This window comes from Vibrio floridensis, assembly GCF_021852965.1.
GTDB classification, from domain to species: Bacteria; Pseudomonadota; Gammaproteobacteria; order Enterobacterales; family Vibrionaceae; genus Vibrio; species Vibrio floridensis.
On the sequence record NZ_JAKGCY010000002.1, the window covers coordinates 438238 to 456210 of the forward strand.

Genomic DNA, 17973 nt, shown 5'->3' on the forward strand with positions numbered 1-17973 from the left:
CGTCGCGAGGGGAGGTTTCCGCCCTTTTGCATGGGAAGCAAGTCCATGAGCAATAAAAACAATACCTTATATCGCAAACCTCTACCGGGCAGTTCGCTGGATTACTTTGATGCGCGTGAAGCGGTCGAGGCGATATCTCCAGGCGCGTACGCGCGTTTGCCATACACTTCGCGCGTATTGGCAGAACAACTGGTGCGCCGCTGTGAACCTAGCACGCTCACCGACAGCCTGAAACAGTTGATTGAACGACGTCGCGATCTTGATTTTCCTTGGTATCCAGCACGCGTGGTTTGCCACGATATTTTGGGCCAAACCGCATTAGTCGACCTTGCCGGTCTGCGTGACGCGATCGCCGAGCAAGGTGGTAATCCAGCGAACGTCAATCCTGTGGTGGAAACCCAACTGATTGTCGATCACTCGTTGGCGGTGGAATATGGCGGTTTTGACTCAGAGGCGTTTGAGAAAAATCGCGCCATCGAGGAGCGTCGTAACGAAGACCGATTCCACTTCATCGAGTGGTGTAAAACCGCGTTTGAAAACGTCAGTGTGATTCCGGCGGGTAACGGCATCATGCACCAAATCAATTTGGAAAAAATGTCGCCAGTGGTGCAGGTAAAAGAGGGCATCGCCTTTCCTGATACCTGTGTTGGTACCGACAGCCATACGCCACATGTCGATGCCCTTGGCGTGATTGCCATTGGCGTCGGTGGCTTAGAAGCGGAAACCGTGATGCTCGGCCGCCCGTCAATGATGCGTTTGCCCGACATCGTTGGCGTGAAGCTGGTAGGTCAGCGTCAACCGGGCATTACCGCCACCGATATTGTGTTAGCCATTACTGAATTTCTGCGTCAAGAACGGGTGGTTTCCGCTTATCTTGAATTCTTTGGCGAAGGGGCGAAAGCACTGACGATTGGCGATCGCGCGACCATTTCTAACATGACGCCGGAATATGGCGCCACCGCGGGCATGTTCTACATCGACGAGCAGACAATCAACTACCTACGCTTAACAGGGCGCGAGCCAGAGCAAGTGGCTTTGGTGGAAAACTACGCCAAACACACCGGATTATGGGCCGACGATTTGCATCAGGTCGATTATGAGCGTGTGCTGGAGTTTGACTTGTCTCAGGTCACGCGCAATCTTGCTGGGCCGTCTAACCCTCATCGCCGTTTGCCCACCTCTGAATTGGCCAGCCGTGGCATTGCCGGGCAGTACCAAGAAAAAGAAGGTCAACTGCCAGATGGCGCAGTGATCATTGCCGCCATTACCTCGTGCACCAACACCAGTAACCCTCGCAATGTTGTCGCGGCAGGGTTGTTGGCGAAGAAAGCCAACCAGTTGGGTCTCATCCGTAAACCTTGGGTGAAATCCTCCTTTGCACCCGGCTCAAAAGTGGCCAAGCTTTATCTTGAAGAAGCGGGGTTATTGCCCGAGCTCGAAAAGCTCGGATTTGGCATCGTCGCGTATGCTTGTACCACCTGTAATGGCATGAGTGGCACGCTTGACCCTAAGATTCAGCAAGAGATCATCGACCGCGATCTCTACGCGACCGCGGTGTTGTCGGGTAACCGCAACTTTGACGGCCGTATTCACCCCTATGCCAAACAAGCGTTTCTCGCCTCTCCGCCTTTGGTGGTGGCGTATGCAATTGCTGGCACGATGCGTTTTGATATTGAGCGTGATGTGCTGGGGATGGATAGCAGCGGCAAAGCGATTTATCTGCGCGATATTTGGCCAAGCGACGAAGAGATCGACGCGGTCGTGGGTAGCTCAGTGAAGCCTGAACAGTTCCGCCAAGTCTACATTCAAATGTTCAAACTGGATGAAAGTGAACGTAGTGAATCGCCGCTTTACGATTGGCGTCCGATGAGCACTTATATTCGCCGGCCACCTTATTGGGAGGGCGCACTCGCTGGTGAGCGTACGCTTTCAGGCATGCGGCCTTTGGCCATTTTGGGGGACAACATCACTACCGATCACCTTTCGCCATCGAATGCGATTTTGGCCAGCTCTGCGGCGGGCGAATACTTGGCAAAAATGGGCGTGCCAGAGGAGGACTTTAACTCCTACGCGACCCATCGTGGTGATCACTTAACCGCGCAGCGTGCAACGTTCGCTAACCCGAAACTGTTTAATGAAATGGTGAAAGAAAAGGGCCAAGTGGTGCAAGGATCGCTCGCTCGAGTGGAGCCTGAGGGGAAAGTCACTCGCATGTGGGAAGCGATTGAAACCTACATGCAGCGCAAGCAGCCATTGATCATTGTCGCAGGGGCGGATTACGGACAAGGCTCCTCTCGCGATTGGGCGGCAAAAGGGGTTCGACTTGCTGGGGTAGAAGCCATTGTTGCGGAAGGCTTTGAGCGCATTCACCGTACTAACCTCGTCGGTATGGGCGTATTGCCGCTGCAATTTAAAGCAGGTGTGAATCGTAACAGCCTGCAATTGGATGGCACCGAGCTCTATGACGTGATGGGGGAAATCAAACCCGGAGCCGACCTCGCACTGGTTATCACTCGTACCAATGGGGAAAAAATCGATGTCGCGGTGACGTGTCGTCTTGATACCGAAGATGAAGTGCATGTCTATCAAGCTGGCGGCGTGTTACAGCGATTCGCGCAAGATTTTCTCTCCGAGCAAGGAGCGTAACGATGAAACCTTCTACACAATCCTCTACGCGTAGCTCTGCACGGCGCGATACGCGGATGAGCCAAATGAAAGTGCCTGCCACGTATATGCGAGGCGGCACCAGCAAGGGGGTGTTTTTCAACCTTGCGGATTTACCGCCAGAGGCACAAGTTGCCGGGGAAAAACGTGACCAACTGCTGCTGCGCGTGATCGGCAGCCCAGATCCTTACGGCAAACAGATTGACGGCATGGGCGGGGCGACATCCAGCACCAGCAAAACGGTGATTGTGAGCAAAAGTAGCCGCGCCGATCACGATGTCGATTACCTGTTTGGTCAAGTCTCTATCGACAAACCGTTTGTCGATTGGAGCGGTAACTGTGGCAACTTGTCTGCTGCGGTTGGCCCATTTGCCATCCATGCTGGCTTGATTGATGAACAACGCATCCCTCAAAACGGCGTGGTGACGGTGAAAGTGTGGCAAGCCAATATCGGCAAAACCATTGAAGTGCACGTGCCCATTCAACATGGTTTGGTGCAGGAAACGGGTGAGTTTTCTCTTGATGGCGTGACATTTCCTGCTGCAGAGATCCAAGTGGATTTCGTTGACCCTGCCGATGGTGAAGGGAGCATGTTTCCCACAGGCAATTTGATGGATGACCTTGTCGTTCAGGGTGTTGGTACCTTTAACGCCACGCTCATTAATGCGGGCATTCCCACCATTTTCCTTGATGCTGAGGCGTTGGGGTATTCGGGCACGGAACTGCAAGAGCAGATCAATAACGATGAGCAAGCGTTAGCCAAGTTTGAAACCATTCGCGCTTATGGCGCGCTGAAAATGGGTTTGATTAGTTCGATTGACGAAGCGGAAAGTCGCCAGCATACCCCAAAAGTGGCGTTTGTCGCTAAGCCAAAAAGTTACCAAGCCTCAAGTGGCAAAGTGGTGGAGGCAGGAGAGGTTGATCTGCTGGTTCGCGCCCTTTCAATGGGCAAGCTGCATCACGCCATGATGGGGACCGCAGCGGTCGCGATTGGCGCAGCCGCTTGCGTGCCGGGCACTTTAGTGAACTTGGCTGCCGGTGGTGGCGAGAAACAAGCCGTCACCTTTGGCCATCCGTCTGGGACGCTCAAAGTCGGCGCTCAAGCAAAAGCCACTGAACAAGGCTGGGTGGTAGAAAAAGCCATTATGAGCCGCAGTGCTCGCATACTGATGGAGGGCTTTGTGCGTGTTCCCTCCGATCTCTTTGAATAAAACTGTGTTTGATGACTTGTTCAAAGAGCAAGGTGAAAAGGACCGTTAAGACATACTGGAGGAAGCACTATGTCTGCTTATCAGAAAGAATATCAATGGGCGAAGCAGCAACCGGAAAGCTTTTGGCAAGCCCAAGCAAAGAATATCGATTGGTTTGAATTCCCTAAAACCATTCTTGCCAATGATCCCAATGGCATTGAGCGTTGGTACCCCGATGGACTGCTCAATACTTCATGGTTGGCACTCGATTACCACTGTGAACAAGGCCGAGGTGATAAAGCGGCGTTGATCTATGATTCACCTGTGACCGAAACTAAGCAGGTTTACAGCTATTTCGAAATGCGAGATCGCGTGGCTCGTATCGCTGGCATGTTGGCTGACCAAGGCGTGACGAAAGGCGATCGCGTGGTGATTTACATGCCGATGATCCCAGAAGCGGCGATGGCGATGCTTGCCTGTGCACGATTAGGGGCGATTCACTCCGTGGTGTTTGGTGGCTTTGCCCCAAATGAGCTGGCGGTGCGCATTGAAGATGCCGAGCCCAAAGTGGTGCTGACAGCGTCATGTGGTATCGAAATCAACAAAGTCATCGCCTATAAGCCTTTGGTGGATAAAGCGATCATGGATAGCCGCTGGAAACCGGAAAAAGTGGTGGTACTGCAACGTCCTCAGTGTGATGCCCAGCTCAACAGCGAACGCGATCTTGATTGGCATCAAGCGGTTGAAAACGCGCTACCACATGCTTGTGTTCCGGTATTGGCAACGGACCCTCTGTATATCCTCTACACCTCAGGCACGACGGGCAAACCGAAAGGGGTGGTGCGTGACAACGGTGGCCATGCCGTGGCCATGAAGTATTCAATGAATGCCATTTACAATATGCCGCAGGATGGCGTGTTTTGGGCCGCCTCTGACGTGGGTTGGGTTGTCGGGCACTCTTATATCGTCTATGCCCCTTTAATTCATGGTTGCACCACGATCTTGTTTGAAGGGAAGCCAGTGCGCACGCCGGATCCTGGCGCCTTTTGGCGCGTATGCGAAGAGTATGGAGTGAATGTTCTTTTCTCTGCGCCAACGGCGTTCCGAGCGATTAAAAAAGAAGATCCACAAGGCGAGCATCTAAAGAACTATGATCTTTCCAAGCTTGATACGATTTTTATGGCGGGAGAAAGGCTTGATCCGCCAACCTTGGAATGGGTTCAAAGCCAAACGGCCAAGCCCGTGATTGACCACTGGTGGCAAACGGAAACCGGCTGGGCGATTGCAGGCAACATGGTGGGTATTGAGTTAATGCCCGTCAAAGCGGGTTCGGCCACCATGCCTATTCCGGGTTATCAAGTGGACATTCTCGATGAAATGGGGTTAAGAGCTGGGCCGATGCAGCAAGGTTTTGTCGCATTGAAAAGACCTTTGCCGCCAAGCTGCTTGCCAACCGTGTGGCGCAATCATGATCGATTTGAATCGGGTTATCTGAGCCAGTTCCCAGGTTACTATGTGTCGGGTGATGGCGGTTATCTGGATGAAGAGGGTTATCTCTTTATCATGGGTCGCATTGATGATGTGATTAACGTGGCTGGGCATCGTCTCTCTACCGGAGAAATGGAAGAGATTGTTGGCGCGCATCCTGCCGTTGCGGAATGTGCGGTTGTCGGCGTGCACGATGAGCTCAAAGGGCAGTTGCCACTGGGGTTTGTGGTGCTTAAAGATGGGGTGAAAATCGACCCAACCGAGCTGGAGCAAGAACTCGTCGGCAAAGTGCGCAATGAAATAGGCGCCGTTGCCTGCTTTAGACAAGCCTTGGTGGTGGAGCGTTTACCTAAGACGCGCTCAGGTAAGATCTTGCGCCGTACCATCCGTCAAATTGCCGATGGTGAACAATACGCTGTGCCATCCACCATTGACGATCCGACCAGTCTTAATGAAATCGAAAAAGTACTGAGTCGCTAACGCTATCGCCAATCCATCATCAATAGTGATGGATTGGCAAATTCACTTGCTTTATGCACTGTCGCACCACACACTTAGGTCATTATTTCTCGTAAGTTGCTCTCTATGACCGCGTTTATTCTCTCTTCTGCACGTCCTTCAGACCTTGAAGCCCTTAATGATTTGATGTTCGATTTGCATGATGAGCATCATCTACAGTGCCCTGAGTTTTTTAAAAGCGCAGAAGAGATCGAGCAAGAGAAAAGCATTGCTCGCTATCTCGATGACCCTGAATGTTTGGTGTTTGTCGCTAAAGTAGATGAGGAAGTGGTGGGGTTTGTGTCAGGGCATTTTTGCGAGCTGATTTCGACAGTGAGCCGCCCTTTACCTATGGGCAGTGTCGATGAGTTATACGTTAGTAAGCCGTTTCGCCAACAAGGGATTGCTGAGGCGCTATTAGCCAAAATCGAACAAACTTTCCGTGATTATGGTGTTGAACAAGTGTTTGTTGAAGTGTGGGATTTCAACCAAACTGCGATTGCCTTGTACGGGAAGAATGGCTTTCAGCCGCATATCCACTGGTTGAGAAAATCGTTACGTTAGATTTTGGAAGTGGCTTTAAGTCGCCCTGTGGACAATAAGGCGAACAAATAGTGGCTATCGCAAACATTTACTTAATTTCAGTCGAAAAAAATCTATTTTCCTGCCATTATTGCCTCCAACTCATCGAGCACGGAGGCGGTGAAGCATATTGCTAGTTGTCACTGAGTTCGAGCAACAAATAACAAAAGTAAAGGTTGTCACCCGTGCATAAGCGATCATTTCTAATCGTATTAAGCTTCATTTTTTCACTGTTCTATTCTTCTTTTTCTGTCGCCAATAGTTCGACTGCTTTTCCTGAAGGGATCAAAGGCGCGCTTTGTTTGGTACGAGCAGACAACAAACTGGTGTTGGTCAACGAAATACTCACACATCAAATCTCCCTGCCTGGTGGTACTATCATCGAAGGGGAAGACCCAGCAATAACGGCGCAAAGAGAAACATGGGAAGAGACGGGGTTGGTTGTCACGGTTGGTCAAGCACTTGGCTTTAGTGAACAAGCGGTTTTCTACGATTGTGTTTCGGATTCTTCTATTGTTGCATTTAATTTTAACAATGCATTGGATGGTAATGAGCTGCCAGTTTGGTTTGCTCCTCACTACGGCGTGGAAGTTTCCTCGGCGATGTTGATTGCGCCAAACACCTTGCCTGCTAGCCAATATCGTTATCCTGAACAGTGGGAGATGGTGAAAGGGATGTTCGATAAAGCCAGTGAGCAGCCAGTGACCTACGTGAATGATCTCGTCAATGCTGCACCGGCTTATCATCAAGTTGAATTGGGTTGGCTAATGCAGTTGCAAGCATGGGTCGCTTCATCTCCATTCATTACCCTTGCAGCACTGTTACTGGGACAGTTAGCGCTTTACTTAACATCACCTGAATTATTGCTTGTGATCTTGCCGCTGGTCATGTGGCGCATGGGGCGTGATTTCACCTTTCAGTTATTTTTTGCACTTTCGACGACATCGTTGTTGGTTTTGGTCGCACAGCAAGGCTTCTCGATGCCAAGGCCTCATGTTTATTGGCCAATGCTTGAAATGACGCAAAGTTATGGTTACGGCTTTCCAAGCTTACCAATTGCAGTTTGGGCTTGCTGTTCAGCATTGCTTTTAAGGCGCTCTGGATTATTACGAAATGGGCGCGCTTTGCGAATCGTTTCACTGGTGATTTCTTTAATAATGATCGGCAAGTTCTATACGGGAGCCGCTTTTATTGCAGATATGTTGGTCGGTGGCATTGTTGGTGGGTTAGTCGCATGGCATATCATCCGATTGGAAGGTAAGCCAAATTTGAATGTTGCGCAGTTGCTTGCGTCGAAAAGTGTCTGGATTGCGCTTGCTGTGGCTGCGGCATTATTGACAGCGATGTGGCCTTTGCCGGTCTTTTCCGCATGGTTGGCAACACTGATTGTGGTTTCCGTTTTGGTGATGTTTTTCAAAACGACCCAAGTTGTGCTATCTCAATCGCACGCACTGATGGTGGTCGTCGCACTGCTTACGTTGAACTTGATTGTCACCTTGCTGCAAGGCGCTGTTTCTTACAGTGGCCTTTACTCATTTATCGTTGAAACCCTTCGTTATCCGATGTTGGCGCTGTCTATGGCCTTACTGATAAAACAGTTCAGCGAAAAGAAAGCCTAAAGAAAACGCCTCGCAATGCGAGGCGTTATTGTTTTTAGCGCTTAATGCGTTTTAGCACTTAAATTGAGAAACCAGACGATCCAATTGGCCACATTGCTGTGATAGACGTTGGATAGCGGTCTCGGCATTTTGAACCACACTCACAATCGCGCTGCTGTTGTCTGCGATGCGTTGAACGTTGGCGTTGACTTCTTCACTTACGCTGCTTTGTTGATTCGCTGCGGTGGCGATTTGTGTGTTCATCTCACTCATATTGGCGATCGCGCGCAAAATCTCTTGCAGAGAATGAGTTGCAGTTTGCGCTGACTCAATCGTGGAATCACTGCTGCGTTTGCTTGATTCCATTACCGATACCGCTTGGCGAGCGCCGCCTTGTAAGCGTTCAATCATGGTTTGGATTTCCCCCGTACTTTGCTGAGTGCGGCTTGCGAGTGAACGTACTTCATCTGCGACGACGGCAAATCCACGGCCTTGCTCACCAGCACGCGCCGCTTCGATGGCTGCGTTCAGCGCCAGAAGGTTGGTTTGTTCTGCGATGCCACGAATCACGTCCAAAATAGACGCGATGTTGCTGACATCTTGGTCCAATGTATTGATGACTTGACTTGCGTCATCGACGTCATCCGCCAAGCGACGGATCGCGGCGACAGTGCTATCAACAATTTGGCTTGTCGTTTGAACTTCGTGATCCGCATTGTGGCTTTCAGTTGCTGCATCCGTAGCGTTATCACTCACGCTTTGACTGGTTGCTTGCATTTCATGCACGGCAGCGGCCACCACTTCACTTTCTTGCTGTTGGCGATAGGTGGAATCTGCAACAGAACGAGTGATTTCCGTTAGCTGGTTCATTTCACTACGGACATTATTGGTCGTGTTCACCACCTGCTCAATGGTTGCTTGGATTTTGCTGACAAACAGGTTAAACGCGCCCGCAAGCTGGCCGATTTCGTCTTGGCTTTCCACCTTGATGCGCTGACGCAAATCGCCATCGCCAGAAGCGATTTCATCCATGGCGGTACGAATATGTTCAATTGGCGTCACGATGGCTTTGATTAAGAACCAGCACATAACGGTGGCAAGCATAATGACAAGCAGAGTACCGAGTTCCAAAGTGCGTTCGGCTTGCGCAGCGGCATCATTAACTTGCTTTTGTAACTCTTGCTGCGATGCTTCAACCAGCTCTTTCACAACATTGAGTTGTTTACGAGTCGCTGAAAACTTCTTATCGAATGTGCCCTTGTTTTCATCGTAATACGCAAACCACTGATCCTCAGGTAGGCTGAGTAGTGTTTCGTAATCCTTCAACCAGCTATTGGCCAGTGTGACTAACACGTCGAGCTCACGTTGCGCGTTGGAAGGCAACAACCCTGAATCAATTAACTTTTGCGCCGCTTTCATACGAGGAATAGCTTTGTGCGCATTATCGCTATACTCAAACTTTTCACGTTCAATTTCTTGTTTGGTATCAGAGAGAACAAGCCCCTGAATCGCAGATGTTGCTTGATACATATCACGATAAGCATCTTCTATCTTGAACAGAGTAGGTATGACTTGATCACGTAGTGTGATGGTTAATTCAGTTTGTTTTTGGGAGGCCAAAATGTTCAGCACAGAGCTGACGGCGAATAGAGAAATAATGAGAAAAACAGGGAAAATAATTTTTTGTTTTACGGATAAATTGACAAACATTTTCTGCTCACACTGTTGCTATTAAATTAATTGCACCAATGCTACCACCAGTAATGGCTATATGTACTGTAAAACAGAGCTAAAGAGGATAAAGTATTAACCCGCTCCCAGTTTGAAAGTGTTAGAGAGGGAAGAGAATCCCTCTCTAATCGTCATCAGGCTTGCAGAACAAACTTCTTAATGGCGGTTGCGACGCCGTGGTCATTATTGCTGTCAGTGATGTAATCTGCGATTTGCTTGGTCTCTTCCATCGCGTTAGCCATGGCAATGCCAAGACCTGCGTACTTCAACATATGGTGATCGTTTTCTGCATCTCCCATACAAATCACTTCTTCCGCGCGAATACCCAGATATTCCGCAATCGCAGCCACGCCAATTCCTTTATTACTGGCTGGGTTTAAAAACTCTAGGAAGAATGGTGCGCTTTGAACAATGGTGAACTCATCATGCAATGTGGCGGGTAGGGCGGCGATGGCTTTGGTGAGCTCTGAGGGCTCAGCCACAATCATGGTTTTGATGATTGGGTGGTCATCCGCTAAGGCATCAAAACTCATTTCGGTAATATTGAGACCATTGATGTTGGCTTCAATATCGGTGTAAGGATTGTTTTGCGGAGTAATCAGGCCAAATTCTTTGCTGAACGCGTGTACAAATACCCCCAGTTTATCAGCCAAACGAGCGATTTTTTTCGCCGCTTTGCCATCGATGATCTGCTCATGGATGATCTCACCCGTTGCCACGTTCTTAACCATCGAACCGTTGTAAAAAAGAACAAAGTCTTTGTCTGAGTCGATCTGTAATTCTTCCAGTTTGCTTTGCATCCCCTCTAACGGGCGGCCTGAAGCAAGTACCACGGTCACGCCTGCAGCGCGAGCTTGGCGAATCGCTTCTTTATTGGGTTCAGAGATCTGTTTGTCACTATTGAGTAATGTGCCGTCCATATCCAGCGCAATCAACTTGTACATGCTTACCTACACTTAATGAAAATGAAAAAGAGAAAAGAATAATGAGGCGTATGAAACTATAAAATGAGTCAAATTAACAATGAATTTTTTCGTTGAGAAGAGATTCATTTGACCTCGGGGCGAGTCTCATTTAAGGTCTGCGCCTTGCGAAAAATTTTTAGGGTTGTAGTGACGTTGTACAAAGTTAACGAGATGTTTGAAACCATTCAGGGCGAAGGTGTGTTTACTGGTGTTCCAGCGGTTTTTGTGCGCTTGCAGATTTGTCCTGTAGGGTGCTCTTGGTGTGATACCAAGCAAACGTGGGAAGCAGCAGAGCAAGATGAACAAAGCTTTGCTGAGATCATCGTTAAAACAGGGGACAGTCCGACGTGGTGTCAAGCGGATGCCGCAGCTATTGTTGAGCAGTACCAACGTCAAGGCTACAGTGCCAAGCACATCGTCATTACTGGTGGTGAACCTTGTTTGTACGATCTCATCGAGCTGACACAAACATTTGAAGCCATTGGCTGCCAATGTCAGATAGAGACCAGTGGTACTTACGAAGTCAAAGCAAGCGAAAACACTTGGGTGACGGTATCGCCTAAAGTCGCGATGAAAGGTAAGTTGCCGATCTTAGACAGTGCATTACAACGAGCCAACGAGATCAAACATCCTGTCGGTACCCAGAAAGACATCGACCAGTTAGACGCTTTACTGCTTCGCGCTCAAGTGCCTGCAACAACGGTGATCGCACTACAACCTATTAGTCAAAAAGAGAGAGCCACTCAGTTGTGCATCGACACCTGTATTAAGCGCAATTGGCGTTTGTCGATTCAAACACATAAGTATCTGAGTATCGCGTAAGAGGGATTGTTTATGAACAAAGCCGTTGTGGTTTTTAGTGGTGGTCAGGATTCGACGACCTGTTTAGTCAAAGCACTCAATGAATTTGATGAAGTGCATGCCATCACGTTTGATTATGGCCAACGTCACCGTCTTGAAATCGAAGTGGCGCAAAATCTGGCAAAAGAGCTGGGTGTAGCGGCGCACAAAGTGATGGATGTGACGCTGCTCAATGAGTTGGCTATCAGTTCACTGACTCGCGACGATATTCCTGTATCTCATGAACTGCAGGAGAATGGTTTACCTAACTCGTTTGTTCCCGGTCGTAACATTCTTTTCCTCACGCTGGCGGGTATTTACGCTTATCAAATTGGCGCAGAGACGATCATTACTGGGGTGTGTGAAACCGATTTTTCTGGCTACCCAGATTGTCGTGATGACTTTGTCAAAGCGATGAACAGTGCTCTTGTGAAGGGCATGGATAAGCCATTAGTGATCCAAACACCACTCATGTGGCTCAACAAAGCAGAGACGTGGGCGCTTGCGGATCAAAATAACGCTTTGCAATTGGTCAGAGAAAAAACCTTAACGTGTTACAACGGCATTACTGGGGATGGTTGTGGTGATTGCCCTTCTTGCCATTTACGTAAGGTTGGTCTTGATGATTACTTGGAACAACAGGACGCAGTTAGGGCGTCGCTGCGAGCCAAGCAGTCTAGCGTTCAATAGGTTCATTGTACGCATCAACAATAGTGTTACGGCCAGATTTTTTAGCTTGGTAAAGTGCTTGATCTAAGATGGAGTAAAGTTCATCGAAATCAGACAGCGCTCTAGATGTGGCTAAATAAGATAGGCTGGCCGTGATGGATACAGAGGAATGATTAGGTGTGATCACAGCACTTTCATTAATTAGTTTGTGTAATTTTTCTACGCGAAACTGAACATCAATATCTTCTACTTCCTTGAGCATAACGACAAACTCTTCGCCTCCTAATCTTCCCAACAAATCTCCGTGGCTTAATTCTGCTAGCAGAGTTTTACTGATGTGAATCAGAAGTTGGTCACCAGTTGGGTGACCATATTGGTCATTGATGGTTTTGAAGTTGTCCAAATCAAACAAAATCAAGATGTTGTTACAGTGAGTTGTCTTAGATGATGGGGTTTGACGAATTAGTCGTATGGCGGCCCCTCTGCTGAGAGCTCCCGTCATGGGATCGATTTGTGCCTGTTTTCTTTTTTGATGATTGTTGATGAAGAACACGCATACGATGATGATGCTCGCTGCTGCTAAAAGGCTATAGAGAGACTTTGTTTGTTGATAATTCTGGATCTCAATCAGTTTTTTGTCGTTATCATTTTGCAACTGTGCAATTTGCAATTGGTAGTCGAAATGTTGTTGAGCAAGATCGAGTGCTTCTATCGCACGGGTGGTTTCATGATCTCTCTGTTCGAGCTCAAGCTGCGCATAGCGTTTATGAAAGTCGTGCGCTTTCTCATACTCTCCCAATCTGCTATAGATTTCAGATAGCTGAAGTGATGCTTTGGCTTGCATCGTGAACCAGTTCATTTCTAAAGCCGTTTGGTACGAGTATCTTGCATGTTCAAGTGCAAGTTGAGTGTTGTTTTCTTTAAGATGAGCAACGCTAAAGCGGTAATGGACTTTTGCTGCCAATCTATAGTTCTGGCTATTCTCAGCCTCATTAAGGGCTTTCTGTAGCAGTTGCTGACCTTCTTGATACGTTCCTTGATCAACATAGACCGAACCTAACCCCAAGTAAGTCATGACCAGACCCAAAACGTATCGTTCTTGTTCCAATATCTCAAGTGCTTGTCGGTAATAGCGGATAGCGAATGTTGGCTTTTGCCAGTCTCGATACAGTTGTGCCAAGCTATGTAACACTTGTGCACGCTCAATCAGCGAATCAGAATCTGAGCGAATTTCAAGAGCATCAACAAGGTACTTTTCAGCTTCCTTATACTGGCCTAATTCACGGAGCTGAGCACCAATATCATTGTATGCTCCTGAACGATCGGAATGTAGGGGTAACACTCTCAACATTTTCTGGTAGTTAGCAATAGCTAAGTGCGATTCACCACGGAAACTATAATTGTTGGCGATAACTCGATAACTTAAATAGGTAGGCAGTAGTGTTTCATTTGATTTTGCCATCAACTGTTCTAGTTGAGAGCAATAATGTTTTGCTTTATAGAGATCCCCTTGCTCGTTGAGCGTGTAACAAAGTTGGTAGAGAAAAAGCTCTTTTTTTTCAATGTCATTATTCGTGTTTTTGTCACGCAGTAGCGTTGTAAATTTATCGATCGCTAAATCATATTGACTGTTTTTTCTATTGAGAAGCGCATCGATATAAAGTTTCTCTTGCTGTGCAAATAAACTATCGCTGCGTTGGCTTCCACCATAATAAGGTTGGTTTCTTTTGGATAAGTAATCAAACAGCAACCCGCTTATATAGAGTTTTTCACCACTCGGTGAAAGTGCAGAATAACGTTGATTCAATAGGTGCAATGCAGCTTCTTGATCGGTTTTGAGTTTTTGCTGATAAAACTCGTACCATTGATGTAAGCTACTGTTTTCTGCATATGAATCTGTCGAGAACGACAGCAATGCAATGAGTAAAAGAGACGAAATTTTTAGCATTGTGATCGTGAGAATGAGATGGTGTTCTAGCTTAACACTAGACGTTTTAGTGGTAATGTGATCAGTTCGATGATCAAGAAGGCCAGAGATGAGACAGCGTTGAATTTATATTTTTTATAAATGAGTTAGACAGTAAAAACAGACCAGCGCGCTGGTCTGTTTTATGAGAGATAGGGGCTGAAGGTTACAAATACAACTTAGCCAGTTCAGACGGTTCGATTTCTTTACCTTCAAGTTGAGCATTCCAGTTAATACCAACCAGCACACCGTCTTCATCTAAGGTGATCAACCAATCTTCGACAAAAATATCAAGGGGTATTTCCAGTACTTCAAAATCAGCCCATTCTTCAACGTTGTGGGCGAGAGCATCTTCTTTTGCAGACCAGAAAGGCATTACTTCACTGTTTTCAAACTCAGTAGAGTCACAAGCTAGCCATCCTTCTTCGTTGCGTAATCCCCAAACTAACTTAGTATTTTGAGTTTCTTTAATGAAAAGGTCTAAATTCGCTTGGATATCGGCAGTCAATTTGCTCATGATAAAATCTCGTTAAGAATAACTGGCGCCAAGAGTACCATTTAATAGGAAATTTACCAATGTGAGATTAAATAGAGGCAAAAGAAAAGGGGCCAGCTGGCCCCTCAAAGTATCTATTTCTTCGCCTTGGGTAAGCGAGTGAAAATATTCCACTCTTCTTTTACATCACCTTTGTATCCGACAACGGAGGCTACCACTCGGCGGTTAAGTGCATGACTGACTTCATCTGTCCCTTCATTGGCGACTGCACTGTCACCAAACCCGACGATACGTACGCGGCTTTGAGCAACACCGTATCCTATTAACATCTCACGCACATTGTTTGCACGTCGCTTTGACAAATCTAAGTTGTGCTCGGCGTTACCCGTGCGACTAGCATAACCCTGGAGCTCAATCGAGGTTGATGGATAGAGCTTTAAAAATTCTGACATTTCCTTAATTTGCTTACGGAAAACAGGATTAATTTTATCTGAGTCGTTCGCAAACAAAACTCGAATTTGCATTTGCTGAGAGGTCTTCACATAAGTACCACAGCCGTCATTGTCGATTTCAGCAGTACTTGGTGTGTCTGGGCACAAATCACGCGCATTGATCACACCATCTCGATCTTGATCTTGAAGGTCAGCGATTTGGTTAGCTCTTGGAGTCTGAATATATTCGTACTCATCTGATTTGTCAGACGCGTAGGTCGATTGAGACACGAGCATCAATATCGTTAGAGGTAACATTAACTTTTTCATATTAATACTCCACCTTCTCTAACCACTCCTGTGGAATATCGACACGCAATGCAGTAAGTAGTTGACCAGTCGCGTTCATCACACGGAACTTTGCGTATTGTTCGGCATATTTTGCGTCCAAATAGCCTTTGCGAGCTTCAAATAGTTCGTTTTCGGTGTTAAGCAAGTCGAGCAGTGTTCGCTTACCAATACGATACTGCTTTTCATACGCGATCACTGTTTCTGAAGCAGAATCTACGTGATCAGATAAAAACTCTTTTTGTTGCAGTGTTAAATCCAGAGCACTCCATGCGAGGCGAAGCCCTTCCTCAACACTGCGAAAAGTACGTTCACGAAGATCTTTTGCTTTATTGAGCTGGTGTGCCGAACTTTCTGAATTTGCCGAATCACTACCGCCGTTATATAAGTTATACCGCATTCTTAACATCGCGGTTAACTCATCGCTACTTCCTTCAATGCCACCTGCATCTTCACGCCATGTCTGCGCAGCTTCAAAAGAAAACGTAGGGTAGTTGCGCCCTTTTGTTTGCTTATATTGATAGCGAGCAGAATCGACATCGACTTGAGACACCTTAATTACGGGATGCTGTTCAAACGCCTTGCTAATCGCTTCATCGACGGTGTAGGGAATCTGTGTTTGATCTGCACGAGGAAATATCAAAGATTGAGGGGTTTGCCCAACCAAACGTGTAAACGTAGTATGAGAATCAAACAAGTTGTTTTGGGCTGCGGCGAGGTTGCCATGTGCTTTAGCGAGACGAGCCTCTACTTGAGATAAGTCTGCCGTTGAACCAATGCCGGAGTTCACTCGTTTTTTAATGTCGCTGTATATGCGCTTATGTGTGGCAAGATTACTCTCAGATAAGGTCAAAATCTCATAGGCTTTGACTGAATCGAGATAAACTTTCGTCACCTCAAGTGCTTTGTCTTGAGCGTCTGCAAGTAGTTGATAACGTAGTGATTCTGCTTCAGCGGCAGTACGGTCCATATCGTTTAAAGTTGATGAGCCATCCCAGATAAGTTGGGTAAATGTCAAAGAGGCTTCTTTACGTGTGAGATCGGTCTCTTCACCAACGGCAGGGTCAATCGACTCGTATCCTATACCCGCGTCGAGATCTATTCTGGGTAAGTATGCTCCTGATGATGCTTCATTAGCGTAACGCTTACTCACAAACTCATTAAAAGCACTTTTGAGTTCAGGATTGGTGGCGAGCGTTATCGATATGGCTTGCTCCAGCGTTTGTCCTGTAGCAGGAAGTGCCAACATTACGCCTAAGGCGAATGCATTGAACGGTATCCACTTCACTGTGTTTCTCCTACGAATCGGTTCGAAGTTATCAGTCTAAGTTATAAGTCATCTTAATTTTGAGATTGTTATAAGAAAACGTCAATTTTTTAACACTGACATTACCTGTGTGAATGTTCAAAATATAAGAAAAGCTAGCGTTTTTTGACATTGTAGTCGTTTCATTGCCCAAATTCTAACTTATTGAAATCAAATTATATAGTCGTTTTCATTTTTTAATGATGCAAATGGTAGTGTGATTTCGCTTCAAAAATGAGACTGCGTGATCAAAGTCGCCAATAGGTGACGTAAATGTGAATTGATGAAGATTTGCAGATGCTGAATCTATGCAGCTTTGGTATAGTATTGGGTAAGAAAATAGAACTAGTCTAACGGTCAAATAATTGACGAAAGTACTACAGTTATCTCAGAGGTTATTTATGGATTTCACAGCCTTCCTTGCCGGTGCATCACTTACTGCTGGACGCATCGTTGTTCTGGGTTTAGATGGTCAAATAAAAATTTTGGCTCCAGGGCAAAAAATTGCGCCTGGAGAGTTAGTCATTGAAACGTTGGAAGAAACCGATGTTACTCAGATTCGCATCGGAACAGAAAACGGTGAAAAGAACATAACTGATGATATACAGCAAATTTTTGCCGCGTTAGAGCAAGGTCAAGACCCAACGCAGTTGGGTGATGAGTTCGCAGCAGCTGCCGGTGAAGCGGGTGGTTCCAGCTTAGTTGCTGGCGTTTCTGTATCTCGCACAGGCGCAGAACTGTTGGCAAGCACAGACTTTTCCACGCAAGGTTTACAAGCTTTGGGTTTGAGTGAAACCCAAAGCTTAACGTTACTGGATCAGTATAAGAATCGTTTTAGTAACTTAGAAAACAATACCGGTGGTGTAGAGACACCAGACGATCGCCCAGCGGTATCCTCTATCAGCAGTCCAACCGTCTCTGAAGGGGACAACGCTACGTTCGATGTTAGCCTGAGCAACGCGAGCACCACAGCGACCACCGTGACCTTAACATTGGCGGGCGATAGCGCGACCGCAGGTACGGATTTCACCAGTACTGAAGTGACCATCACCTACCAAGATGGCACCACACAAACCGTGGCCGTCAATGGCGATGGCACCTTTGACGTGGCAATCCCAGCTGGCGACACCACATTCAGCATCTCGGTTCAAACCACCGATGACAATATTTTTGAAGGCGATGAAACCTTCACGTTGAGTGG

14 protein-coding genes are annotated in these 17973 nt (G+C 47.1%); 8 read left to right on the forward strand and 6 right to left on the reverse strand.

The genetic code is table 11. The features are described 5' to 3' along the window. The first annotated feature begins 30 nt into the window (after positions 1-30). From acnD to LZU85_RS06280, 5 genes are all read left to right on the forward strand, one after another. Complete coding sequence (gene acnD, locus LZU85_RS06260) at positions 31-2646, forward strand: Fe/S-dependent 2-methylisocitrate dehydratase AcnD (RefSeq protein WP_419795958.1); 2616 nt, start codon at positions 31-33, stop codon at positions 2644-2646. A gap of 2 nt (positions 2647-2648) precedes the next feature. Continuing rightward, positions 2649-3875, forward strand: coding sequence for a 2-methylaconitate cis-trans isomerase PrpF (prpF, locus tag LZU85_RS06265; protein WP_237286697.1), 1227 nt, complete (start codon positions 2649-2651; stop codon positions 3873-3875). 69 nt (positions 3876-3944) lie between these two features. Continuing rightward, on the forward strand, positions 3945-5822 hold the full coding sequence (locus tag LZU85_RS06270; RefSeq protein ID WP_237286698.1) for a propionyl-CoA synthetase: 1878 nt from the start codon (positions 3945-3947) through the stop codon (positions 5820-5822). Between the two features lie 105 nt (positions 5823-5927). Continuing rightward, complete coding sequence (locus LZU85_RS06275) at positions 5928-6404, forward strand: GNAT family N-acetyltransferase (protein WP_237286699.1); 477 nt, start codon at positions 5928-5930, stop codon at positions 6402-6404. Positions 6405-6607: 203 nt separating this feature from the next. Further along, the gene (locus tag LZU85_RS06280; RefSeq protein WP_237286700.1) at positions 6608-8041 is read left to right on the forward strand and encodes a bifunctional NUDIX hydrolase/phosphatase PAP2 family protein; all 1434 of its coding nucleotides are present in this window, start codon (positions 6608-6610) and stop codon (positions 8039-8041) included. Between the two features lie 51 nt (positions 8042-8092). Here LZU85_RS06280 and LZU85_RS06285 read toward each other — a convergent pair whose 3' ends face one another. Next, on the reverse strand, positions 8093-9730 hold the full coding sequence (locus tag LZU85_RS06285) for a methyl-accepting chemotaxis protein (protein ID WP_237286701.1): 1638 nt from the start codon (positions 9728-9730) through the stop codon (positions 8093-8095). A gap of 155 nt (positions 9731-9885) precedes the next feature. Continuing rightward, entirely contained in the window at positions 9886-10695 is an 810-nt protein-coding gene (locus LZU85_RS06290) for a Cof-type HAD-IIB family hydrolase (RefSeq protein ID WP_237286702.1), read from the reverse strand. A 192-nt stretch (positions 10696-10887) separates the two neighbouring features. On the opposite strand from LZU85_RS06290, the gene queE reads away from it, so the two are divergent. Then, positions 10888-11538 (forward strand): 7-carboxy-7-deazaguanine synthase QueE, encoded by a 651-nt coding sequence (queE, locus tag LZU85_RS06295; protein ID WP_237286703.1) that lies wholly within the window; start codon positions 10888-10890, stop codon positions 11536-11538. A gap of 12 nt (positions 11539-11550) precedes the next feature. After that, a complete protein-coding gene (gene queC, locus LZU85_RS06300) occupies positions 11551-12246 on the forward strand; it encodes a 7-cyano-7-deazaguanine synthase QueC (protein WP_237286704.1) in 696 nt (231 codons plus the stop codon). Here queC and LZU85_RS06305 read toward each other — a convergent pair. The 4 genes from LZU85_RS06305 to LZU85_RS06320 form a co-directional block, all read right to left on the reverse strand. Continuing rightward, positions 12233-14173, reverse strand: a complete 1941-nt coding sequence (locus tag LZU85_RS06305; RefSeq protein WP_237286705.1) for a tetratricopeptide repeat-containing diguanylate cyclase — start codon at positions 14171-14173, stop codon at positions 12233-12235. The genes queC and LZU85_RS06305 overlap by 14 nt on opposite strands. 184 nt (positions 14174-14357) lie before the next feature. Beyond that, positions 14358-14708 (reverse strand): DUF2750 domain-containing protein, encoded by a 351-nt coding sequence (locus tag LZU85_RS06310; protein ID WP_237286706.1) that lies wholly within the window; start codon positions 14706-14708, stop codon positions 14358-14360. Between the two features lie 113 nt (positions 14709-14821). Next, positions 14822-15448, reverse strand: coding sequence for an OmpA family protein (locus tag LZU85_RS06315; protein WP_237286707.1), 627 nt, complete (start codon positions 15446-15448; stop codon positions 14822-14824). Position 15449: 1 nt separating this feature from the next. After that, positions 15450-16715: a TolC family outer membrane protein gene (locus LZU85_RS06320; protein ID WP_237286717.1), complete on the reverse strand. Its 1266-nt coding sequence runs from the start codon at positions 16713-16715 to the stop codon at positions 15450-15452. A gap of 458 nt (positions 16716-17173) precedes the next feature. Between LZU85_RS06320 and LZU85_RS06325 the strand changes: the two genes are divergently transcribed. Beyond that, positions 17174-17973: Calx-beta domain-containing protein (locus LZU85_RS06325; RefSeq protein WP_272909841.1), on the forward strand; the 800-nt coding region annotated here is incomplete at its 3' end.